Source organism: Plantactinospora sp. WMMB782, from assembly GCF_049179135.1.
Classification (GTDB): Bacteria; Actinomycetota; Actinomycetes; order Mycobacteriales; family Micromonosporaceae; genus Plantactinospora.
The window spans coordinates 4429044-4448672 of record NZ_JBMHMC010000007.1; the positions used below are offsets into that span (position 1 = coordinate 4429044).

Below are 19629 nucleotides of genomic sequence, written 5' to 3' on the forward strand. Positions count from 1 at the left end.
TCAACACCCGCGGCTCGTCGGCCCACTACGCTACGGCTACTTCCCCGAAAGTTAGCCTAGCTATTAGGAAAGCTTCTTAAGCAAGAGGGCCACGACCAGAGGACGATGCATGGCGAGCACCCGGCTACCTGGCACCCCCCGCCTGCTCCGCGCGCTCAACGACCGGGCCGCGCTGGAGCTGCTGCTCTCGCGCGGGCCGCTCACCCGGGCGCAGCTCGGCGAGCTGACCGGGTTGTCCAAGGTCACCGCGTCCCAGCTGGTGGAACGACTGGAGGAACGGGGGCTGGTCAGCCGGGTCGGTGAGCAGGCCGGCGGACGCGGCCCGAACGCGCAGCTCTACGCCGTCCGGCCGGGCACCGCACACGTGGTCGGCGTCGACGTCGGGCCGGACCGGGTGGTGGCCGCCTGCGCCGACATCACCGGCGAGGTGATGGGTCGGGTCGAGCAGTCCACCCGGGACACCGACGACCCGGTGGGGGTGGTGCACAACGCGGTTGTCCGGGCGGCCAGCGACGCCGGGGCGGAGCTGCCCAGCGTCCGCCGGGTGGTGCTCGGCACGCCCGGCCTGGTCGACCCGGCCACCGGGGACATCACCTTCGCCTTCAACCTGCCCCGCTGGCACCGGGGGCTGCTCGCCGCACTCCGCGAGGACCTGGACACCCCGGTGGTCTTCGGCAACGACGTCAACCTGGCCGCGGTCGCCGAGGCGGAGTCCGGCGCGGCGCGCGGGGTGGACGACTTCGTACTCGTCTGGCTCGGGGTCGGCGTCGGTCTGGCCATCGTTCTTGGCGGCCGGCTGCACCACGGCAGCACCGGCGCGGCCGGCGAGATCGGCTACCTGCCGGTGCCCGGCGCCGACATCCCCCGGGACGCCTCCCGGCGGGCGAAACCGGCGTTCGGTCAGCTTGCCGGCTCCGAGGCCCTCCGGGCGGTGGCCCGTGAGCACGGCTTCCGGGCCGGCTCGGCGCCGGACGCGATCCGGGCCGCCATCGCGGCCGGCACCGAGGGCGGTCCGGTGCTCGACGAGGTCGCCCGGCGCCTGGCGCTCGGGGTGGCCAGCAGCTGCGTGGTGCTCGACCCGCCGCTCGTGGTGCTGGCCGGCGAGGTGGGTCAGGCCGGCGGCACCGCGCTGGCCGAGCGGGTGCAGCACGAGGTCGCCGCGATCACCCTGGTCACGCCCCGGGTGGTGCCGACCGGGCTTACCGAGGAGCCGGTGCTGCGCGGGGCGCTGCGGATGGCGCTGGACGCCGTCCGGGACGAGGTCTTCGGCTCCACGCTCGGCTGAACCGCCGCACCGTCGGGTGCCCATCCCGGAGACGCGTCGCGCTGGCATGAAGATATCTTTCGTTACCTGCCGGTCATATGCAAGGTCTCGACATAGACGATTGTGAGGCTATACCGTACGGCCACCGCGTCCCGACCCTCGGGACGTCCCTGCTCCGGGGAGGAGTGACGGTGACCGTTCGGTACCCCCATCCGCGCCCGAGCCAGCTGCTCGGCGCCACCCTGATCGCGTCCCTCGCCATCGGCCTCACCGGTCAGCCCGCGCTGGCCGGCCGACCTGCTCCCGCCGACCCGCCGGCCGCCGCCGGCCCGGCCACGGCGACCGGAAAATCCGCCGCCGCCCTCGACACGGCGGCGACCGGGAAACTCGCCGCCGCCTTCGAGACGGCTGCCACCAGGTACGACGTGCCCCGCGACCTGCTGGTGGCGCTCGGCTACGCAGAGACGCACCTGGACGGGCACGCCGGGGCGCCCAGCGCCTCCGGCGGCTACGGCGTCATGCACCTGACCAGCAACCCGAAGCTGCGCACCCTGGACGAGGCGGTGGCCCTGACCGGCCTGCACCGGGACAGGCTGCGCACCGACCCCGCCGCCAACGTCACCGGCGCGGCGGCGGTGCTGCGCTCCTACGCCGACGCCGCCGGACTCACCCCGACCCAGCGCCGCGACGTCGACCACTGGTACGGCACCGTCGTCCGGTACGGCGGCGCCAGCACCCCGGCCGTCGCCCGGCTCTACGCCGACACCGTCTACGACCTGCTCGGCTCCGGCATCGACGCCGCCACCGCCGACGGGCCGGTACGGGTAGCCGCCCGCGCCGTCGCCCCGGACCGGGGTGCCCTGCGCGACGTCGCCCCGCTCGGCAGCCCCGCCGGGATGGGCGTGATGAGCACCGACTACGGGCCGGCGGCCTGGGCGCCGGCACACTCGGCCAACTACACGGTCGCCAACCGCGAGTCGACGTACCCGATCAACTACGTCGTCATCCACGTCACCCAGGGGTCGTACGCCGGCTCGATAAGCTGGTTCCAGAACCCGGCCTCGCAGGTCAGCGCCCACTACACGATCCGCTCCTCGGACGGCGCGCTGACCCAGTCGGTGCGGGAGAAGGACGTCGCCTGGCACGCCGGCAACTGGACCTACAACACCCAGTCGATCGGCATCGAACACGAGGGCTACGTCAGCCAGCCCTCCTGGTTCACCGACGCCATGTACCGCTCCTCGGCGGCGCTGACCCGGCACCTCTGCGACAGGTACGGCATCCCGAAGGACCGGTCCCGGATCATCGGGCACAACCAGGTGCCCGGCGCCACCCACACCGACCCGGGGCCGCACTGGAACTGGACCTACTACATGCAGCTCGTCACCGGCTCGACCCCACCGCCGACCGGCTGGTCGCAGACCGTCGACAACTCCACCGCCGGCCGGTTCACCGCCAGCACCGGCTGGGGCACCTCGACGTACTCGTCCCAGAAGCAGGGCGCGGACTACCGGTTCGCCGACCCGGTCGAGGCGAGCGACCCGGCCTGGTACAGGGTGGCCATCCCGGAGACCGGCAGCTACCGGGTGGAGGCGTGGTATCCGGACGACCCCGGCTACAACAGCTCGGCGCCGTACATCATCGCCACCACCACCGGCAACCAGACCGTCTACGTCGACCAGCGCTCCGGCGGCGGCGCCTGGCGCAACCTCGGCACCTTCACCCTCGCCGCCGGTGACGCGAACAGGGTGGCGGTGAGCCGGTGGACCGGCGGCACCGGCCTGGTCATCGCCGACGCCATCCGGGTCAGCCGGGTCTGAGTGGTAGGGACGGGTCCCCGCTTGGCGTTCCGGTTGGAGCGGGGGCCCTTCCCTACACACAGCTAGGCGAGGTCGCGGCGGTGGAAGGCGGTGAAGGCGGCGGCGACGGCGAGCACCGTCAGGCCGAGCAGCACGACGAGGCCGGCCGGCCAGAGGATCGAGTACGACGGGTCGCAGGAGCCCGACCCGACCGATCCGGTGCAGTCGCCGGTCAGACCCCAGAGCCGGATCTCGCCGCCTACCCAGGCGATCACGTAACTGCTCAGCATCAGCCTGTCCGGCCGGGCGACGTCGACGATTCCCATCACGATCCGGCCGCCCGCCTCCCACAGCACCGCGTACCCGGCAGCCACGCCGAGCGCCGCCGAGGTGTGCCGGCCCAGCGTGGCCGTGGCGAAGCCCAGCGCGGTAACCATCAGCACCAGCAGCAGTCCCCGGACGGCGGTGGCGGTCAGGTCGGTCCAGAACGCGCCGTCCGGGCTGCCGGGCAGGCCGCGCACCTCCGCGATGAGCCGGAACGTGCCGAGATAGAGCGCGGCGGAGACCACCGACAGCCCCAGTACGCCGGCCAGCAGCGTGCCGAGCTTGGTGCCGAGTACGACCATCCGGCGCGGGCGCCAGAGCAGCAGGTTCGTCATCCCGCCGGAGGTGAGTTCCGCGCCGATGTAGGAGGCGCCGACCAGGAAGCCGAAGAGGCAGAGAAAACCGACCAGGAAGTACGTCAGGTCGAGGATCTGCCGGTCGAAGACGAAGACACCGGTGAGGAAGTCGGAGGCGTCCACCCGGTCCGGAGCCAGCTCGGCACAACCGGCCTGGTATTTCAGCTCCAGCTCGGGTTCGCCGCTGCGGCGCGCTGACAGGCAGTCGGCGTACCAGCGCGCCGCCTCCGCCCGCTGCCGCTCCGCCCGCTCCTCGGCCACCCGGATCTCCACCGCGCTGGGCTGGTGCGACCCGGCCAGCGTGGTGGCGACGGTGATCCCGAACGCGGCGGCCAGCAGCACCACCATGAGTTGCACGAAGCGGCGCGCGGCGAGCCGGCCGAGCTCGGCGCGTACCAGCCTCACGAGTCCGCCCGCCCGCCGTCGTCGCCGACGCTGATCTCCAACGGGTCGTCCGGCGGGTTCTCCGGCCGCACCGACTCGTCCACCTGGCGGGGCAGTCCGGGCCGGGGGCGGGTGCCGGTCAGTTCCAGGAAGACGCTCTCCAGATCGGGGGTGAGCGGGGTCAGCTCGCGCAGCCAGATGCCCTGCTCGGCGAGGAGCCGGCTGATCCGGGCCGGATCGTCCAGCTCGGAGACCACCAGGTGGTCGGCGTGCACCGCCACCGGCAACCCGGCCGCCCGGACGAGTTCGGCAGCCCCGGGCCGGTCGTCGGCGGCGACCCGGACCCGGAACTCGCGGTGGTCGAAGCCGGCCAGCACCTCGCCGACCGGGCCGGCGGCGACCCGCCGACCCCGGGAGATGATCGTCACGTGGTCGCAGACCTGCTGTACCTCGCCGAGGATGTGGCTGGAGACCAGCACGGTCACCCCGGCGGCGGCGAGCTCGCGCATCAGGTCCCGCATCTCCCGGATGCCCGCCGGGTCCAGCCCGTTGGCCGGCTCGTCCAGGATCAGCAGCTCGGGCCGTTTCAGCAGCGCGCCGGCCACCGCCAGTCGCTGCTTCATGCCCAGCGAGTAGCTCTTCACCCGCTCGTCGGCCCGGTCCCGGAGCCCGACCCGGGTCAGCACCTCGTCCACCCGGGCCGGTGGCACGCCACCGGCGACGGCGAGCAGCCGCAGCGTACGCCGGCCGGTGAAGTTGCCGAAGAACTGCGGGCTCTCCACGATGGCCCCGAACCGGTCGACCACGGCGGGCAGCCGCTGCGGCGCAGGCTCGCCGAACAGGGTCATCCGGCCGCTGTCCGCGCGGACCAGCCCGAGCAGCGTACGCAGTGTGGTGGTCTTGCCGGACCCGTTCGGGCCGAGGAAGCCGTGCACCTGACCGGGCTCGACGAGCATGTCGAACCCGTCCAGCGCGGTCCGGCGGCCCCGGCGCACGCTGCTGAACGTCTTGCGCAGGCGGTCGATCTCGATCACCGCAGGCACGTCGTACCTCCCTGCCGAGTGACATCCGACACGGCGCCCCAGCCTACGGCCCGGACGCTGCCCGCAGGGGGAGCGCCGCTGCGTGGTTGGATGGTCGGGTGCGTGATGATCCGGTTTCCGTCCCCGCCGACGCCGGCTCCCCGGCACCGGTACCCCCGGACGTGGTGATCGACTTCCACGGGGTCGCCGTACTCCGTTCCGGCACCGCACTGCTGCGTGACGTGACGTGGCGGGTGTGGCCGGACGAACGCTGGGTGGTCCTCGGGCCGAACGGCGCGGGCAAGACGACACTGCTCAACCTGGCGGCCGGACGGTTGCACCCGACCAGTGGCCTGGTGCACGCGCTCGGCGAGCGGGTCGGGCGTACCGACCTTGCCGAGCTGCGTACCCGGATCGGGTTGACCACGGCGGCGCTGGCCGAGCGGATCCCCGGCGAGGAGCGGGTCCGCGACGTGGTGCTGACCGCCGCCTGGTCGGTGGTGGGCCGCTGGCGTGAGCGGTACGACACGATGGACGAGACCCGGGCCAACGCCCTGCTCGACCAGCTCGGCGTGCTGCCGCTGGCCGACCGCTCCTACGGGACCCTCTCCGAGGGCGAGCGGAAGCGGACCCAGATCGCCCGCGCGCTGATGACCGACCCGGAGCTGCTGCTGCTCGACGAGCCGGCGGCCGGGCTGGACCTCGGCGGCCGGGAGGACCTGGTGGCCCGGCTGGCCGGGCTGGCCCACGACCCGGACGCTCCGGCGATGGTGCTGGTCACGCACCACGTGGAAGAGATCCCGCCGGGCTTCACCCACGCCATGCTGCTGCGCGAGGGCGGCGTCGTGGCGCAGGGCCCGCTCGCCGAGACCGTCACCGGCGAGTACCTCTCCAAGACCTTCGGGGTGCCGCTGGTGGTGGAGCGCTCCGGCGACCGCTACACCGCCCGCGCCGCCTGACCGGCACCGCCCGGGCCACCCGCGCCGGAGCGCGGGTCAGCGGGTGGTGGCCGGTGCTGTCGCCGTGGCGCTGCGGATCATCGGGAGCAGGGTGTCGGCGGCCAGGGTGATCTGGGCGACCGCCGACTGGGCGTCCCGGGGCGGGACGAAGACCACGGCGTCGGCGCTCGCCTTCCGGAGCCGGGTCACCGTCGCCGCGCACTGCTCGACGTCGCCGGCCGTGGTGAACCGGTCGAGATAGTGCTCGGGCAGCGCCGCCGCCAGCGCCTCGGCGCCGGACGAGCCGGCCAGCATCGCGGTGATCTCGTCGGCCAGCTCGGCGTCGGCCGCCGGCAGCGCCCAGCCGCCGGCGAGCTGGGCGGCGAACTCCCGGCGGGCGCTGGCCCGGCCCTCGTCGAAGTCGAGGTGGGCGTAGACGGTCAGCCGGTGGTCGTCGGTACGGCCGGCTTCCCGCCGCCCCTCGTCGATAAGCCCCCGGGCCCACCGCACGTACGCCGGACTGGCGCCCTCGGCCAGGATGGTGCCGTCCGCCACCCGGCCGGACAGCCGCAGCGACTTCTCGGCGCGTACGCCGGTGGCGATCGGGGGCGGCTGCTCCGGCGGGAACTCCAACGCCACCTCGCGCAGCCGGGCGTGCCGGCCGGCGACGCTGACCCGCTCCCCGGCCAGCAGGGCGCGTACCGCCGCCACGGTCTCCGCCAGCACCGCCAGCGGCGACGGGTGGGCGGCGCCGACCTGGCGGACCCAGTCCGGCATGCCGTGGCCGAAGCCGGGCAGGATCCGCCCCGGGAAGAGCCGGGCGAGGTTGGCCAGCTCCATCGCGGTCACGGCAGGATTGCGGAACGCCGCCGGCAGGATGCCGATGCCGATCCTGAGCCGGTCGGTCACCGCCGCGGCCACGGCCGCGCTGGAGACCCCACCGCCGAAGAAGCAGTCCTCGACCACCCACAGCTCGTCGTAGCCGAGCCGCTCCACCAGCCGGGCGTACGCCGGAAGCTGCTCCGGGGCGTTGTCGCAGCGGTACATCACGCCGATCGGCATCTGACCCATGTCTGGCAGCCTGCCAGACGACACCGACGACGGCCGGTTCTAGACTCGACCCGTCGCCGAATCGGGAGGTGCCGCCGGTGAGCCGGCCTCGGGTCGTAGTCATGGGCAGCGCGAACATGGACCTGGTGGTCACCACCGGTGCCCTGCCGAGGCCGGGCGAGACGGTCTTCGGCACCGACTTCGTCATGGTGGCCGGCGGCAAGGGCGCCAACCAGGCGATCGCGGCCACCCGGGCCGGTGCCGACGGTGCGCTGCTCGGCGCGATCGGGTCGGACTCGTTCGGCGTGACGCTCAAGGCCCGGATCTCGGCCGCCGGGGTGGACACCGAACGGGTCCGGGTGGTCTACGGCTCCTCCGGGGTGGCGGTGATCACCGTCGACGCCGAGGGCGAGAACACAATCGTGGTCACCCCGGCCGCGAACTCGGCGTTCACCGGCCTGACCGAGAGCGAGCTGACCGCCGTACGCGAGGCGGACGTGCTTGTCGCCCAGCTGGAGATCCCGGTCGGTACGGTGACCGCGGCGGCCCGGGCGGCCCGCTCCGCCGGTACCCGGGTGCTGCTGAACGCGGCGCCCGCCCAGCCGGTACCGGTCGAGCTGCTGGACTGCGTCGACCTGCTGGTGGTCAACGAGGCCGAGGCACGGGCGATCACCGGACGCGGTCAGGAGGACCCGGCGGCGCTGTTGGCCGTGGTGCCCCGGGCGGTGCTGACCCTGGGCCGGCACGGTGCCTGGTACGGCGACCGCGAGGGCACCGCCGTGCACGTACCCGCGGTCAAGGTGGACCTGGTCGACTCCACGGGCGCCGGTGACGCCTTCACCGGCGCGCTCGCGGTCGCCTGGGGCGAGGGCCGGGAGCCGCTCGACGCGGTGCGCTGGGCGAGCGCCGCCGGTGCCGCCTGTGCCCGCCGGCTCGGCGCCTCGGTCTCGCTGCCACTCCGGGCCGAGATCGACTCCCTCTATGCCGCCGGGGGTTGATCCCGGACGCACACCGGCTTCGGGGGTTGATCGGAGGGCGCACGATGGAGGCATGGTGCGATTCGTGCTCAACCTGCTCTGGCTGATCTTCGGTAGCGGCATCGCCCTCGCCATCGGGTACGGTATCGCCGCCCTGATCTGCTTCGTGCTGGTCGTGACCATCCCGTTCGGCGTCGCCGCGCTGCGACTGGCCTACTACTCGCTCTGGCCGTTCGGCCGGACCCTGGTGGCGAAGCCCGGTGCCGGGCTCGGCTCGGGGCTGGCGAACGTGCTCTGGGTGGTGCTGGCCGGCTGGTGGCTGGCACTCGCGCACATCGTCGCCGGGATCGCGCTCTGCGTCACGATCATCGGTATCCCGTTCGGCATCGCCAACTTCAAGCTGGTCCCGGCGGCGTTCTGGCCGCTCGGCCGCGAGGTGATGGAGGTCGACGACCTCCGCCGGCCGGGAACGACGACCGCCTCGGTTCCGGCGAGCTGACGCCGTCCGCCCATCGGACGGCCGGGTCGGGCGGCGGTCCGGTGCGCCTGACGCCGTCCCCCGCAGGGCGGCCGGATCGGGCGGCGGTCCGGTCCGCCCGGTGCCGGGTCAGGCGGTGCCGGGCAGTGCGGCGCGACTGCGGCGCAGGAAGTCGCGCTCGACGGCGTTGCCGGTCAGCGCGGCGGCCGCGTCGTAGGCGGCGGCTGCCTCGGCGGTACGGCCAAGCCGGCGCAACAGGTCGGCCCGGACGGCGTGGAAGACGTGGTAGGTGTCGAGGTCGAGGGTGTCGACCAGGTCGAGTGCCGGGGCCGGCCCGGCGACCTCGGCGAGCGCGACCGCGCGGTTCAGCGCCACGACCGGGCTCGGACCGATTGCCATCAGGTGGTCGTAGAGCCGCAGAATCTGACCCCAGTCCGTCTCGGCGGCGGTCGCCGCCTCGCTGTGCACCGCGTTTATCGCCGCCTGGATCTGGTACGGCCCCGGCCGGTCCCGCCGCAGGCAGCGCCGGACGAGTGCCTGCCCCTCCGCGACGAGCCGCCGGTCCCAGCGGGTACGGTCCTGCTCGGCCAGGCGCACCAGGGCGCCGTCCGGATCGGTGCGGCTCGGCCGGCGCGACTCGACGAGCAGCATCAGGGCGAGCAGCCCCAGCACCTCCGGCTCGTCCGGCATCAGGTCGGCGAGCAGCCGGGCGAGCCGGATCGCCTCCACGGCGAGGTCCGGCCGGTCGAGCCGGTCGCCCGCACTGGCGGTGTACCCCTCGTTGAAGACCAGGTACAGCACGGCGAGTACCCCGGGAAGCCGGTCCGGCAGGTCAGCCTCGGCCGGCACCCGGTACGGGATGCGGGCGGCCCGGATCTTGCCCTTCGCGCGTACCAGTCGCTGCGCCATCGTCGGTTCGGGGACCAGGAAGGCGTGCGCGATCTGCGCGGTGCTCAGCCCGCCCAGCAGACGCAGGGTAAGCGCGACCCGGGCGGCCGGGGAGAGCGCCGGATGGCAACAGGTGAAGATCAGTCGCAGCCGCTCGTCCGGCACGGGATCCTCCTCGGCGGGTGTGCCGTCGGCGTACGCTGCCGGCTCGTCCGGGTTGTGCAGCAGGGCGGCCTGGACGTGCCGTTCCGCCCGGGTCGACTCCCGGCGCAGCCGGTCGACGGCCCGGTTCCGGGCGGTGGTGATGATCCAGCCGGCCGGGCTCGCCGGCACCCCGTCGACCGGCCACCGAAGGATCGCGGTGGCGAAGGCGTCCTGCACCGCGTCCTCGGCGAGGTCGATGTCGCCGAGGACGCGGATCAGGACGGCGACCGACCGGCCGTACTCGGCGCGGAACGCCTGCTCGACGTCGGCGACGGTCGCCTTGGCGGGTGGTTCAGGCACCGGGTGGGTCGCAACTGTCGGCCTCGTCGGCCAGTGGCCGTACCTCGATCGGCAGCAGCCCGATCGCGCGGGCGAGCTTCGCGCCCCACTCCAGCGCGGCGTCGAGGTCGGGAGCCTGGATGACGGTGAAGCCGCCGAGATGCTCCTTGCCCTCGGTGTACGGCCCGTCGGTGACCAGCACCTCGCCGTCGCGCGGCCGGAGCACCGTCGCGGTGCTCGCCGGGTGCAGACCGGCGGAGAAGACCCAGGCACCGGCGGCCTTCATCTCCTGGTTCAGGGCCGCCAGGTTCGCCATGATCGGGTCGAGGATCTCGGGGCCCGGCGGGTCGCCGTCGCCCTGGTAGATGCTGAGCAGGTACTGCTGCATGTCCGCGAACCTCCCGGTCGGTGCCGCCGGCACCCTGCCGGCGGCCTCTCCACATCTACACGTTCGGCACCCGGCAGAATCGACACCACCACCGCACGGATTTTTCCGCGTCGGCCGGCGCAGCGTCGATCCGCGCCGGCCGGCACAGCGTTGAGCAGGGACGAAACGGTTTCGTAACGGGGTCTTGACGGGTCGCGGGCAGCGGAGCAGGGTTCCGCCGGAGGTGGATCAGCATGACGGGTGGATCGGACCAGGTCCGGGTGGCGGTGGTCGGCAGCGCCAACCTGGATCTGGTGGTGTCGACTCCGACGCTGCCCCGGCCGGGCGAGACGGTGCTCGGCGGCGCGTTGCGGACCATTCCCGGTGGCAAGGGCGCCAACCAGGCGGTGGCGGCGGCCCGGGCCGGGGCCCGGTGCGACTTCCTCGGCGCGGTCGGGCAGGACGGCTTCGCCGACCAACTCCGCGCAAACCTGGCCGACGCCGGGGTGGACCTGCGGCGGTTGCGTACCGTGCCGGGGCCGTCCGGGGTGGCCCTGATCGCGGTGGACGCCGACGCGGAGAACCTGATCGTGGTGGCACCGGGCGCGAACGCCGAGCTGACCAGCCTGGACGCGGACGACCGGGCCGCCGTGGAGGCGGCGGACGTGCTGCTGTGCCAGCTGGAGGTGCCGCTGCCGGCCGTCACCCAGGCGTCCCGGTGGGGCCGGAGTGCGGGTACCACCGTGGTGCTGAACGCCGCACCGGCCCGGCGGCTGCCGGCGGAGCTGCTCGACGCGGTCGACGTGCTTGTGGTCAACCAGGTCGAGGCGGCGATGGTGGCCGGACTGGCGGCCGACACCGCCGTCGACGCCCTGCTGGACGCGTTGCTGGCCCGGGTCCCCCGGGTGGTGCTGACTCTCGGCGCCCGGGGCGCCGGTTACGCCGACCGGTTCGGCCTGCGGCTGGCTGTCGAGGCGCCCGCTGTCGAGGCGGTGGACACCACGGCTGCCGGAGACGCCTTCACCGGCGCGTTCGCGGTGGCCTGGGCACAGCGTCGCGGTCCGGTCGAGCCGGCGACGGTGACGGCGGCGCTGCGTTGGGCCTGCGCGGCCGGCGCCGCCTGCGCCCGCCGGCCCGGTGCCTCCACCGCGCTGCCCAGCCGGGACGAGATCGACACCCTATATGCCGAGAGCTATCCAGAGTCGTCATGACGGCCCGGGATGCCGGCCCGCTCGCGGCGGCCGCCCGGCTCGTGATCAGGCGGGCGGTTGTGGATAACCTCGTGCGGACTCGGGCCTGCTCGTCGACGAGCGATGGATGAACCCGGGCCGACCCGGTTCGGGTGGTGCGGACGATCCGGTTACCAGAGGGTGCCCTCCCCGCCAACAGCCGGTGCGTCGACGGCGCGCCCTTCACCACGTACTACACCGCCTACGACGAGTTCTACCGGGCACGGGCCACGTATTACGAGGTGCCGCAGGCGGCGGGCGAGGAGCTGGCCCGCATCTACGACTTCGAAGTGATGTACAACCGCGACGGGACGATCCAGTCGACCGGGATGTCCGACGGCGGTGGGTTGCCGTTCGAGAGCATCGCCTACACGTATGACGACCTGCAGCGTCTGACGTCCTTCACCTGCGACGACCCGTACCTGACCCATGTGGACTACTCGGGGACCGGCGACGTCCTGCAGTCCGAGGTGTCGTTCGGAACGAAGAGGGTCTGGTCGACGTACGAGTTCGAGCAGGGCACCAAGCGGCTGAGCCGGCAGCGGCTCGACCGGAGCGCGGCACCGATCGTCGACATCGACGCCCGCTACGACTACGACCCGGCCGGCAACATCAAGCGGATCGCGGACACGCCGAGCGGTACCCGGGACGTCCAGTGCTTCAGCTACGACTACCTGCGCCGGATGGAGCGGGCCTGGACCTCGGCCAGCACCGCGACCGACCCGTGTGCCGGCGGCCCGACCACCACCGGTGTCGGTGGGATCGCCCCCTACCACCACTCGTACACCTACGACCTTGTCGGCAACCGGAAGACCGAGACACAGCATGCGGTAGCCGGCTCGGCGCAGCGGACGAGGAACTACGAGTACCCGCAGCCGGGGCAGCCGCAGCCGCACACGTTGACCCGGATGACGGAGACGGACGCGACCGGAAGCCGGCTGCACGACTACGAGTACGACGACTCCGGCAACACGACCAGGCGTAACGCTCCGGGCAAGGACCAGACGCTGGTCTGGGACGCCGAGGGCAATCTGGCCTCGGTGACCGAGGCGGGCAAGACGACCAGCTTCGTCTACGACGTCGACGGCTCCCGGATGCTCCGCAAGGAGCCCGGCGCTACCACGCTCTACCTGCCCGGCATGGAACTGCGGCTGGACCACACCACCCGGGTCGTCGACGGAACCCGCTACTACCAGGTCCCGGGTGGCGGCACGATCGTCCGCCGGATCAACGGGCTGTCCTACATCGCACCGGACCACAACGGCACCGGGCAGGCGTCGGTCGACGCTGCCGGCGGCGTGGTGCACCGGCGGTCGACGCCGTTCGGTGAGGCGCGCGGCGCTCAGCCCACCCCTGGTCAGTGGCCTTCGGAGAAGGGGTTCGTCGGCGGTAACCAGGACTCGACCACGGGGTTGGTGAACATCGGGGCCCGGGAGTACGACCCGGCCATCGGCCGGTTCATCTCGGTCGACCCGATCATGGACCTCACCGACCCGCAGCAGATGCACGGCTACACCTACTCCAACAACAACCCGGTCACCTTCAGCGACCCCACGGGATTGAAGTTCGACTGTGGTGGCGGGACGGGCTGGACCAGCTGCACGAATCCCGATGGCAGCACCAGCATCGGGCCTGGTCCGGAGTTGACCGGCGAGCAGAAGAAGCAGTACGACAAGGCGCTCGACGGGATCCGTAAGCGGAACAAGTGCCAGGCGAGTTTCTGGTGCCGCAACAGGGCAAGATCGCTGGTGCGGCGGCGGGCATCGTGGTCGGGGTCGGTTGCGGGCTGGCGATCGGTTGGACCGGAGCGGGTGCGGTCGCCTGCGGCGCCGCTGCTGGAGCGGTGGGTTCGTTCGTCACCGGCTGGATGGACGGCCAGCGCGGCTGGGACCTGGCCCTCATGACCGGGGCCGGAGCTTTGCTCGGCGGGTTGACTGGTGGCGCCCTATCGGCAGTCGGTGCGGGTGTAAAGGGGGCCGTCGGGGCTGGCATCGGCGGGCGAGCCGGCGGATTCGCCAACGGTTTCAAGAACGAGGTCAAGAACATCGTCGGCAAGGGTTGTAAACACAGCTTCGATCCCGACACGCCTGTTCTGATGGCCGACGGCAGCACCAAGCCGATCAAGGACGTCAAGACGGGCGACAGGGTCCTCGCGACTGATCCCGAGACAGGCGAGACGACTGGGAAGAAGGTCGTCGCTACCCACGTCAACATCGACAAGGATCTCGCCGACGTCACCGTCGTCGATCCGAAGACTGGGGCCAGGGCCACCCTGCACACGACCCAGTCGCACCCGTTCTGGAACGACACAGCAGAGACATGGACCGACGCCAAGGGCCTACGGTCAGGCGACCGGCTCGCATCTCCGGGGAGGGTGATGGCCCCAGCCGTCCTCTCGGTCAGTGCCTGGGACGGCACGGCGGAGATGCGCGACCTTACCGTTGCCGAGGTCCACACGTATTATGTGATGGCGGGCGGCACCCCGGTCCTGGTACACAACTGCAACAAGAATCAGGGCGTCTATATTTTTGACGATGTGAGTAAGCCGGATCACGTGTATGTCGGGCAAACTAACAACTTCAGGAGGCGCCTCGGTGAGCACATGGGCAAGGGGCGACTGAGTGATCCCAAGGATGCCATCTGCATCCATGTATGCGGCAGTGAAGACGATCTCAAGGTTATGGAGTTTATCATCAAAGATCAATTGCAAGAATACGGACTGAAGCTAAGTAGTCCAATTGAGCCAAACACCAGGAACGTTTATAATAGTCTTCGGCGATTTATCCAAAAACCCCTTTTTCGCATGCCGGATGGGGAGAGCTGATTGCCATGATTACGATATTCTTGCCAACTATCGTAGGTGTACGTGGTGGGTAGCTGGGGTGAGCGCATATTTGATGATGACGAGGCGGCGAACTTCTCCTATCGGCTCGATGACCTCGGCGAGGAAGATCGGACGGCCTGCTTGAAGTCGGCGCTTGAGGCGGTTGCCTCGAAGGGGTGTCGCTTTGAGGGACGCGATGGTGTCCATGCCGTCGCCGCAGCCGCGCTGGTTGCCCGCGGGTTGAAAGGTGGTGATGACTTCAAGTCGGTGATCTGTGGCCCATCAAATCCCATTCCCCCTCCCACTCGTGAGCTTATGGAAATCGCTGAGCGGGCTGTCCTGGTCTTGCTCGACGAGAGATCAAGCACCGATTGGTGGTTTGGTCATGATCTTGATGATCGGTCTTTCAGGTCAATGTTGAATCAATTGCGGACTGTTCTTTCGGGGGGTTTGTCAGGAAATTCGGCTGCGCTTTGGTAGCAACTCAACGGCGTGCTCGTTGAGGGTCCCAACTGCCCTTTGGGGGAGCGGATCTTCTGAAATCTGTCTTTCATCTGCGGGATGGGCAGTACATTGCAACGTATGTGTCGGCTGGGTGTGATCGGTCAAGGTAACCATCGGGCTATGGAGTTGCTCGCGCGTGCTAGAGATCCAAAGAATTGCGAAAGTGATAGACGTATTTGCGCTCGACGTTCGATGAGTCCAGACGGTCCGAGGTCCTGCAGTCGTTGTCGCGAGGTGGCGGTCTTGGCAGATCAGAGGTGGCCGTCCGGCAGCCGAGGACGGCCTTGACTGATAACCGTTGGTGTGAAGTCGTGCAGGTCAGCGGTCGCCGCCGTGCTGCTCGATGGCGCGCGCTGGATCGCCCGGTAGAGCTGTCCGAACCGCAACGTGTCCGAACTGCTTAGCAGCATCGCCTCCTCACCCCGGTGCTGCACCCACAGCTCCTGCACCTTTGCGCCGGTCCTGCGCCGAGTACGCCAGCGACAGCACGCACACCATCGCAACCAGCGGCGGAATCGACAGCAGGAAGATGAGTACGCCCCGCCCGGCGAGCCGTCCCCGGGTCACGGCCGTACCCCGACCCCGCGCGTGCCAGACGTACGACACCTCGGCGACCGGCACAGACCGCCCGTGCACGTGGATCGTCTCGGAGGTAACCCGTACCGTGTCGTCGCGGTAATAGAGCGTCACCGTTCCAGCAAAGCGCGACGCCCCGTGGCGGCGCCACCGATGACCACATTCGGATTCGGGTCAGCCCGAGGAATGGATATGACCACCCGGCAGGCATCAGCCCTTGTTGGCGCCGAGGGTCAGTCCGGCGACGAACTGCCGCTGCAACACGAAGAAGACGATCAGGGTCGGCAGCGCCACCAGGATCGACCCGGCCGCCAGCAGGTTGTAGTCGGTGAAGTAGACCGACCGCAGGTTGTTCAGCGCGCTTGTCACCGGCAACTTGTCGCCGGTGGACATCAGCACCACCGCCCAGAGGAAGTCGTTGTAGATCCAGGCGAACTCGAGGGTGCCGAGCGCACCGAGCGCCGGCCGGACCAGCGGCAGCACCACCTGCCAGTACTGCCGCCACACCCCGGCCCCGTCCACCGTCGCCGCCTCGATCAGCTCGCGCGGGACGGTGTCCATGTAGTTGCTCAGCACGAAGACGCAGAACCCGGTCTGGAAGGCGACGTGGATCGCGATGATCCCCCAGTACGAGTCGTAGACCAGTTCCGACGGCCAGCTCATCCACCACGGCAGCGGCAGCTTGGTGTACATCAGGTAGAGCGGGGTCAGCACCACCTGCTGCGGCAGCAGGTTGCCGGCGGTGAACAGGATCAGTAGCAGCCGCCCACCCGGCAGCCGGCGCCGCGAGATCAGGAACGCCACGAACGAGGCGAAGAAGAGCGTCAACACCACCGCCGGTACGGCCACCAGCAGGGTGTTCAGGAAGTGCCGGGGCAGGTTGCCGCCCTGCCACGCCTGCATGTAGTAGTCGAAGTTGAGCGTCTTCGGCAGCGAGAAGTATCCCTCGGCGGCGGTCTCGGCATACGGCCGCAGCGACGCGTAGAGCGGCAGCAGCAGCGGGACGAGCCAGCCGAGCGCCACCACCCAGAGGAAGATCCGGATCGCCACCCGCCACGGCCCCACCGGCCGCCGGCCGCGCCTGCCGACAGCCGCACCAGCCCTGCCAGCGGTAGCAGTCGCGCCAGTCGCGCTCCGGTCGACGTTCACGCCTCGTCCCCCCGCCGGAAGACCTGCACCAGGTAGACCGCGATGAAGCCGGTCGAGATCAGCAGCAGGATCACCGCGATCGCCGACCCGTACCCGATCCGGCTGGCCTCCCCGACGATGTTGTCGGTGACCAGCACCGAGAGCAGCTCAAGGCCGTTCCGCCCCCGGTTGATCGCGTAGACGATGTCGAACGCCCGCAGCGCCTCGATGACGGTGATCACCAGCACGATCACGTTTACCGGGCGGAGCGTCGGCAGCACCACCCGGAAGAAGGTCTGCACCTCGTTCGCCCCGTCGATCGCGGCGGCCTCCTTCAGCGTCGGGTCGACGGCCTTCAGCCCGGCCAGGTAGAGCAGCATGACGTAACCGACGTGCCGCCAGCCGACGAGCAGCAGCACCGACCAGAGGTTTATCGACGGGTCGCCGAGCCAGTCGACCGGGTTGTCCGTCCGGCCGAGGATCGCGTTCGCCGCACCGTAGTCGCGGGAGAAGAGGAGCTGGGCGATGAAGCCGACCACCGCGAGCGAGAGCACCACCGGCAGGTAGAAGGCGGTCTGGTAGAAGCGGGTGAACCGCATCTCGCGGTCCAGCAGCACCGCCAGGAAGAGCCCGAACGGGGTGGCGACCAGGCCGAGGAAGGCGAGCCAGAGCAGGTTGTGCCGGACCGCCGGCCAGAACGGCGGATAGTTGCTCGTGATATTGACGTAGTTGTCCAGCCCGACCGGCCGGATCTCGCCGAGCCCGTCCCAGGAGGTGAAGGACAGCCCGATCGAGGCGAGCGTCGGACCCCAGATCAGCGCCAGCTCCAGCAGCAGCGGCAGGCCGAGCAGCAGCGCGACCACCGCGACGTCGCGCGGCGTGAACCGGCCGATGCGGCGCCGTCGTCGCCGGCCGGCTGATCCGGGTACGTCTCCAGCCCGTCCTGCCTCGACCGGCCGGGCCGTCGGAGTCGGCGTCGGGATCGGCGTCTGAGTCACCGGCGGAGCCAGTCGCTTCAGGAGGCGAAGATGGTCTTCTTCTGCGCCTCGATCCGTCGACACAGCCCGTCGACGTCGTTCGGTGAGTTCAGGAAGCTCTGCAACGACGGGATCATCACGGTGCTGGCGAAATCCGGCCGGGTGTCCCGGTCAAGGAACTGGGAGATCTGCTTCGCCCCGCCGACCAGCTCGACCGCCTTGCGCTGCAGCGCGCTGTAGCCGCTGGTGTCGGTGCCGTTGTGCGTGCCGACGTTGTTCGGGTCGCTCTTCAGGTACGCGTTCTGCGCGTCGGCACCGGCCAGGTAGCGGAGCAGTTGCTTCGCCCCGTCGACGTTCTTCGCCTTGCTGGAGATCATGAAGCCGTCGATCGGCGCCTCGACCGCGTCCTGCCCGTGCGCCTCGACGATCTGCGGGAACGGGAAGAAGTCAAGGTCGGCCGCGACCTCGCCCTGGAACTGCTGGCCGACGAACATGCCGAGCAGGTACATCCCGGTCTTCTTCTGGCCCAGCGACTGCGCCGCCTCCTGCCAGGTCCGGCCGTTCGCCCCCGGCTGGCAGTGCGGCAACAGCTCCCGCCACAGCGAGAAGACCTGCTTTACCCGACTGTCCTCCCAGGACTCCTTGCCGGCCATCAGGCTGACGTGGAAGTCGTACCCGTTGGCCCGCATGTTGATGTAGTCGAAGGTGCCCATCGCGGGCCAGCCGTCCTTGTCGGCCATGGCGATCGGGATCATCCCTTCCGAGTGCATCCGCACGGCCAGCGCCTTGAAGTCGTCCCAGGTCTTCGGGACCTGGTAGCCCTTCTCCTGGAACACGCTCTTCCGGTAGAAGACCGCCCACGGGTAGTAGTAGAACGGCACGAAGTACTGCTTGCCGTCGCTGCCGGTGGAAGCCTGCTTCATCGCGGCCGAGAAGTCGCCGCCGATCGACTGCCAGAGGTCGGAGATGTCGGTGGCCAGGCCCTGCGCGGCGAAGTACTGCATCCGGAACCCGGAGAACCAGGTGAAGATGTCGTCCGGCGTCGCCTGGAGATAGCGGGTGATGTTCTCCTGGAAGGTGTTGTGGTCGACGGTGTTGATCTTCACGTCGAGGCCGGACCCGGCCAGCACCTCGGCGATCGCCTTCTTCGGCACCTCGTCGGAGTAGTTCGAGCCGAAGGTCACCGCGCCGCCGCCGCTGCCGCCCTCGGAAGGCTTCTCGCAGGCCGCCAGCCCGGCCGGCAGGGCCAGCGCGCCCGCTGCGGACCCGGCGACACCGAGCAGGCGGCGTCGGCTGAGCGGACCCGGCGTGTGCGGGGAAGACATCGGGGGAACGGTTCGGCCGGGCTGTGCAGTCGCCATCGTGTCTCCTCGCGCCGCTGCGGAAGTGACCGACCACCGCTTCGCAACGGCCGATCCGCGCACGAAACCTGTCGGCAACACTAGGAGGATCGGCGGAAGAGGGTCAAGAACTTAGATCAATAGATGCCTGATCCGGCATCGAGGCTCACCCTTCCGGGGCGTGCTGCTCGACGGCGCGCTGGACCGCCCGGTAGATCTGCCCGAACCGCAGCGCGTCCGAGCTGCGCAGCAACATCACCTCGCCGCCCCGGTACTGCACCCACAGCTCCTGCACCTTGACGCCCCGCTCGTACGACCGGTCGAGCCAGTAGAGCGGCAGTTCCAGGAACGGGAGCAGCGCCAGCACCCCGACCACACAGGCCGCCAGCACGATCGCGGCGAGCTGCCACTGCCCCCGGTCCTGGGCCGAGTACGCCAGCGACAGCACGCAGACCATCGCCACCAGTGGCGGGATCGAGAGCAGGAGGATGAGTACGCCCCGCCCGGCGAGCCGGCCCCGGGTCCGGGCCGTACCGGGCCCTCGGGCGTGCCAGACGTACGACACCTCGGCGACCGGCACCGTGCGCCCGTTCGCGTGGATCGTCTCGGAGGTTACCCGTACCGTGTCGTCCCGGTAATAGAGCGTCACCGTTCCAGCAAAGCGCGGTTTGCGGCCTGCCCGCCACCATCACGCAGGGTCGGATTCGGGTCAGGCGCGGCG

17 protein-coding genes and 2 pseudogenes are annotated in these 19629 nt (G+C 70.5%); 9 read left to right on the forward strand and 10 right to left on the reverse strand.

Annotation, left to right across the window (positions count from 1 at the left end; genetic code table 11):
* Nucleotides 1–109: 109 nt before the first annotated feature.
* Both ACN28A_RS22135 and ACN28A_RS22140 read left to right on the forward strand, forming a co-directional pair.
* The gene (locus ACN28A_RS22135) at nucleotides 110–1285 is read left to right on the forward strand and encodes an ROK family transcriptional regulator (protein WP_421397585.1); all 1176 of its coding nucleotides are present in this window, start codon (nucleotides 110–112) and stop codon (nucleotides 1283–1285) included.
* A 170-nt stretch (nucleotides 1286–1455) separates the two neighbouring features.
* The gene (locus ACN28A_RS22140; protein WP_421397587.1) at nucleotides 1456–3084 is read left to right on the forward strand and encodes an N-acetylmuramoyl-L-alanine amidase; all 1629 of its coding nucleotides are present in this window, start codon (nucleotides 1456–1458) and stop codon (nucleotides 3082–3084) included.
* A gap of 62 nt (nucleotides 3085–3146) precedes the next feature.
* Here the strand turns inward: ACN28A_RS22140 and ACN28A_RS22145 are convergent, their stop codons facing one another.
* Together ACN28A_RS22145 and ACN28A_RS22150 are read right to left on the reverse strand one after the other, a co-directional pair.
* Nucleotides 3147–4148: an ABC transporter permease subunit gene (locus ACN28A_RS22145; RefSeq protein WP_421397589.1), complete on the reverse strand. Its 1002-nt coding sequence runs from the start codon at nucleotides 4146–4148 to the stop codon at nucleotides 3147–3149.
* Nucleotides 4145–5170 (reverse strand): ATP-binding cassette domain-containing protein, encoded by a 1026-nt coding sequence (locus ACN28A_RS22150; RefSeq protein WP_421397591.1) that lies wholly within the window; start codon nucleotides 5168–5170, stop codon nucleotides 4145–4147. The genes ACN28A_RS22145 and ACN28A_RS22150 overlap by 4 nt, the downstream gene beginning before the upstream one ends.
* 98 nt (nucleotides 5171–5268) lie before the next feature.
* Between ACN28A_RS22150 and ACN28A_RS22155 the strand changes: the two genes are divergently transcribed.
* A complete protein-coding gene (locus tag ACN28A_RS22155; RefSeq protein WP_421397593.1) occupies nucleotides 5269–6108 on the forward strand; it encodes an ABC transporter ATP-binding protein in 840 nt (279 codons plus the stop codon).
* Between the two features lie 36 nt (nucleotides 6109–6144).
* Here ACN28A_RS22155 and ACN28A_RS22160 read toward each other — a convergent pair whose 3' ends face one another.
* Complete coding sequence (locus tag ACN28A_RS22160; protein WP_421397595.1) at nucleotides 6145–7158, reverse strand: LLM class flavin-dependent oxidoreductase; 1014 nt, start codon at nucleotides 7156–7158, stop codon at nucleotides 6145–6147.
* Nucleotides 7159–7235: 77 nt separating this feature from the next.
* Here ACN28A_RS22160 and ACN28A_RS22165 point away from each other — a divergent pair, with 77 nt between their 5' ends.
* Together ACN28A_RS22165 and ACN28A_RS22170 are read left to right on the forward strand one after the other, a co-directional pair.
* Nucleotides 7236–8135, forward strand: coding sequence for a ribokinase (locus ACN28A_RS22165; protein ID WP_421397597.1), 900 nt, complete (start codon nucleotides 7236–7238; stop codon nucleotides 8133–8135).
* A 52-nt stretch (nucleotides 8136–8187) separates the two neighbouring features.
* The gene (locus ACN28A_RS22170; protein WP_421397599.1) at nucleotides 8188–8613 is read left to right on the forward strand and encodes a YccF domain-containing protein; all 426 of its coding nucleotides are present in this window, start codon (nucleotides 8188–8190) and stop codon (nucleotides 8611–8613) included.
* Between the two features lie 108 nt (nucleotides 8614–8721).
* On the opposite strand, the gene ACN28A_RS22175 is transcribed toward ACN28A_RS22170, so the two are convergent.
* Both ACN28A_RS22175 and ACN28A_RS22180 read right to left on the reverse strand, forming a co-directional pair.
* Nucleotides 8722–9984: an RNA polymerase sigma factor gene (locus tag ACN28A_RS22175; RefSeq protein ID WP_421397601.1), complete on the reverse strand. Its 1263-nt coding sequence runs from the start codon at nucleotides 9982–9984 to the stop codon at nucleotides 8722–8724.
* Nucleotides 9977–10351 (reverse strand): YciI family protein, encoded by a 375-nt coding sequence (locus ACN28A_RS22180; RefSeq protein WP_421397602.1) that lies wholly within the window; start codon nucleotides 10349–10351, stop codon nucleotides 9977–9979. The genes ACN28A_RS22175 and ACN28A_RS22180 overlap by 8 nt, the downstream gene beginning before the upstream one ends.
* A gap of 233 nt (nucleotides 10352–10584) precedes the next feature.
* On the opposite strand from ACN28A_RS22180, the gene ACN28A_RS22185 reads away from it, so the two are divergent.
* The 4 genes and pseudogenes from ACN28A_RS22185 to ACN28A_RS22200 all read left to right on the forward strand — a co-directional run bounded on the left by ACN28A_RS22185 (nucleotide 10585) and on the right by ACN28A_RS22200 (nucleotide 14863).
* A complete protein-coding gene (locus ACN28A_RS22185) occupies nucleotides 10585–11541 on the forward strand; it encodes a ribokinase (RefSeq protein WP_421397604.1) in 957 nt (318 codons plus the stop codon).
* 158 nt (nucleotides 11542–11699) lie between these two features.
* A pseudogene (locus ACN28A_RS22190) lies at nucleotides 11700–13142 on the forward strand (RHS repeat-associated core domain-containing protein); the annotation flags it as partial.
* 260 nt (nucleotides 13143–13402) lie between these two features.
* On the forward strand, nucleotides 13403–14383 hold the full coding sequence (locus ACN28A_RS22195; protein WP_421397605.1) for a polymorphic toxin-type HINT domain-containing protein: 981 nt from the start codon (nucleotides 13403–13405) through the stop codon (nucleotides 14381–14383).
* Between the two features lie 42 nt (nucleotides 14384–14425).
* A complete protein-coding gene (locus tag ACN28A_RS22200; protein WP_421397606.1) occupies nucleotides 14426–14863 on the forward strand; it encodes a DUF4259 domain-containing protein in 438 nt (145 codons plus the stop codon).
* A gap of 356 nt (nucleotides 14864–15219) precedes the next feature.
* Here ACN28A_RS22200 and ACN28A_RS22205 read toward each other — a convergent pair.
* The 5 genes and pseudogenes from ACN28A_RS22205 to ACN28A_RS22225 all read right to left on the reverse strand — a co-directional run.
* Nucleotides 15220–15577 (reverse strand): annotated as a pseudogene (locus ACN28A_RS22205) (DUF6232 family protein); the annotation flags it as partial.
* Nucleotides 15578–15673: 96 nt separating this feature from the next.
* Nucleotides 15674–16513 (reverse strand): carbohydrate ABC transporter permease, encoded by an 840-nt coding sequence (locus ACN28A_RS22210; protein WP_421397607.1) that lies wholly within the window; start codon nucleotides 16511–16513, stop codon nucleotides 15674–15676.
* 95 nt (nucleotides 16514–16608) lie between these two features.
* A complete protein-coding gene (locus ACN28A_RS22215; protein ID WP_421397609.1) occupies nucleotides 16609–17589 on the reverse strand; it encodes a carbohydrate ABC transporter permease in 981 nt (326 codons plus the stop codon).
* 17 nt (nucleotides 17590–17606) lie between these two features.
* Nucleotides 17607–18893 carry an ABC transporter substrate-binding protein gene (locus ACN28A_RS22220; protein ID WP_421397611.1) on the reverse strand — a complete coding sequence of 429 codons (1287 nt, stop codon included), beginning with the start codon at nucleotides 18891–18893 and terminating at the stop codon, nucleotides 17607–17609.
* 181 nt (nucleotides 18894–19074) lie between these two features.
* A complete protein-coding gene (locus tag ACN28A_RS22225) occupies nucleotides 19075–19557 on the reverse strand; it encodes a DUF6232 family protein (RefSeq protein ID WP_278059884.1) in 483 nt (160 codons plus the stop codon).
* Nucleotides 19558–19629 lie beyond the last annotated feature (72 nt).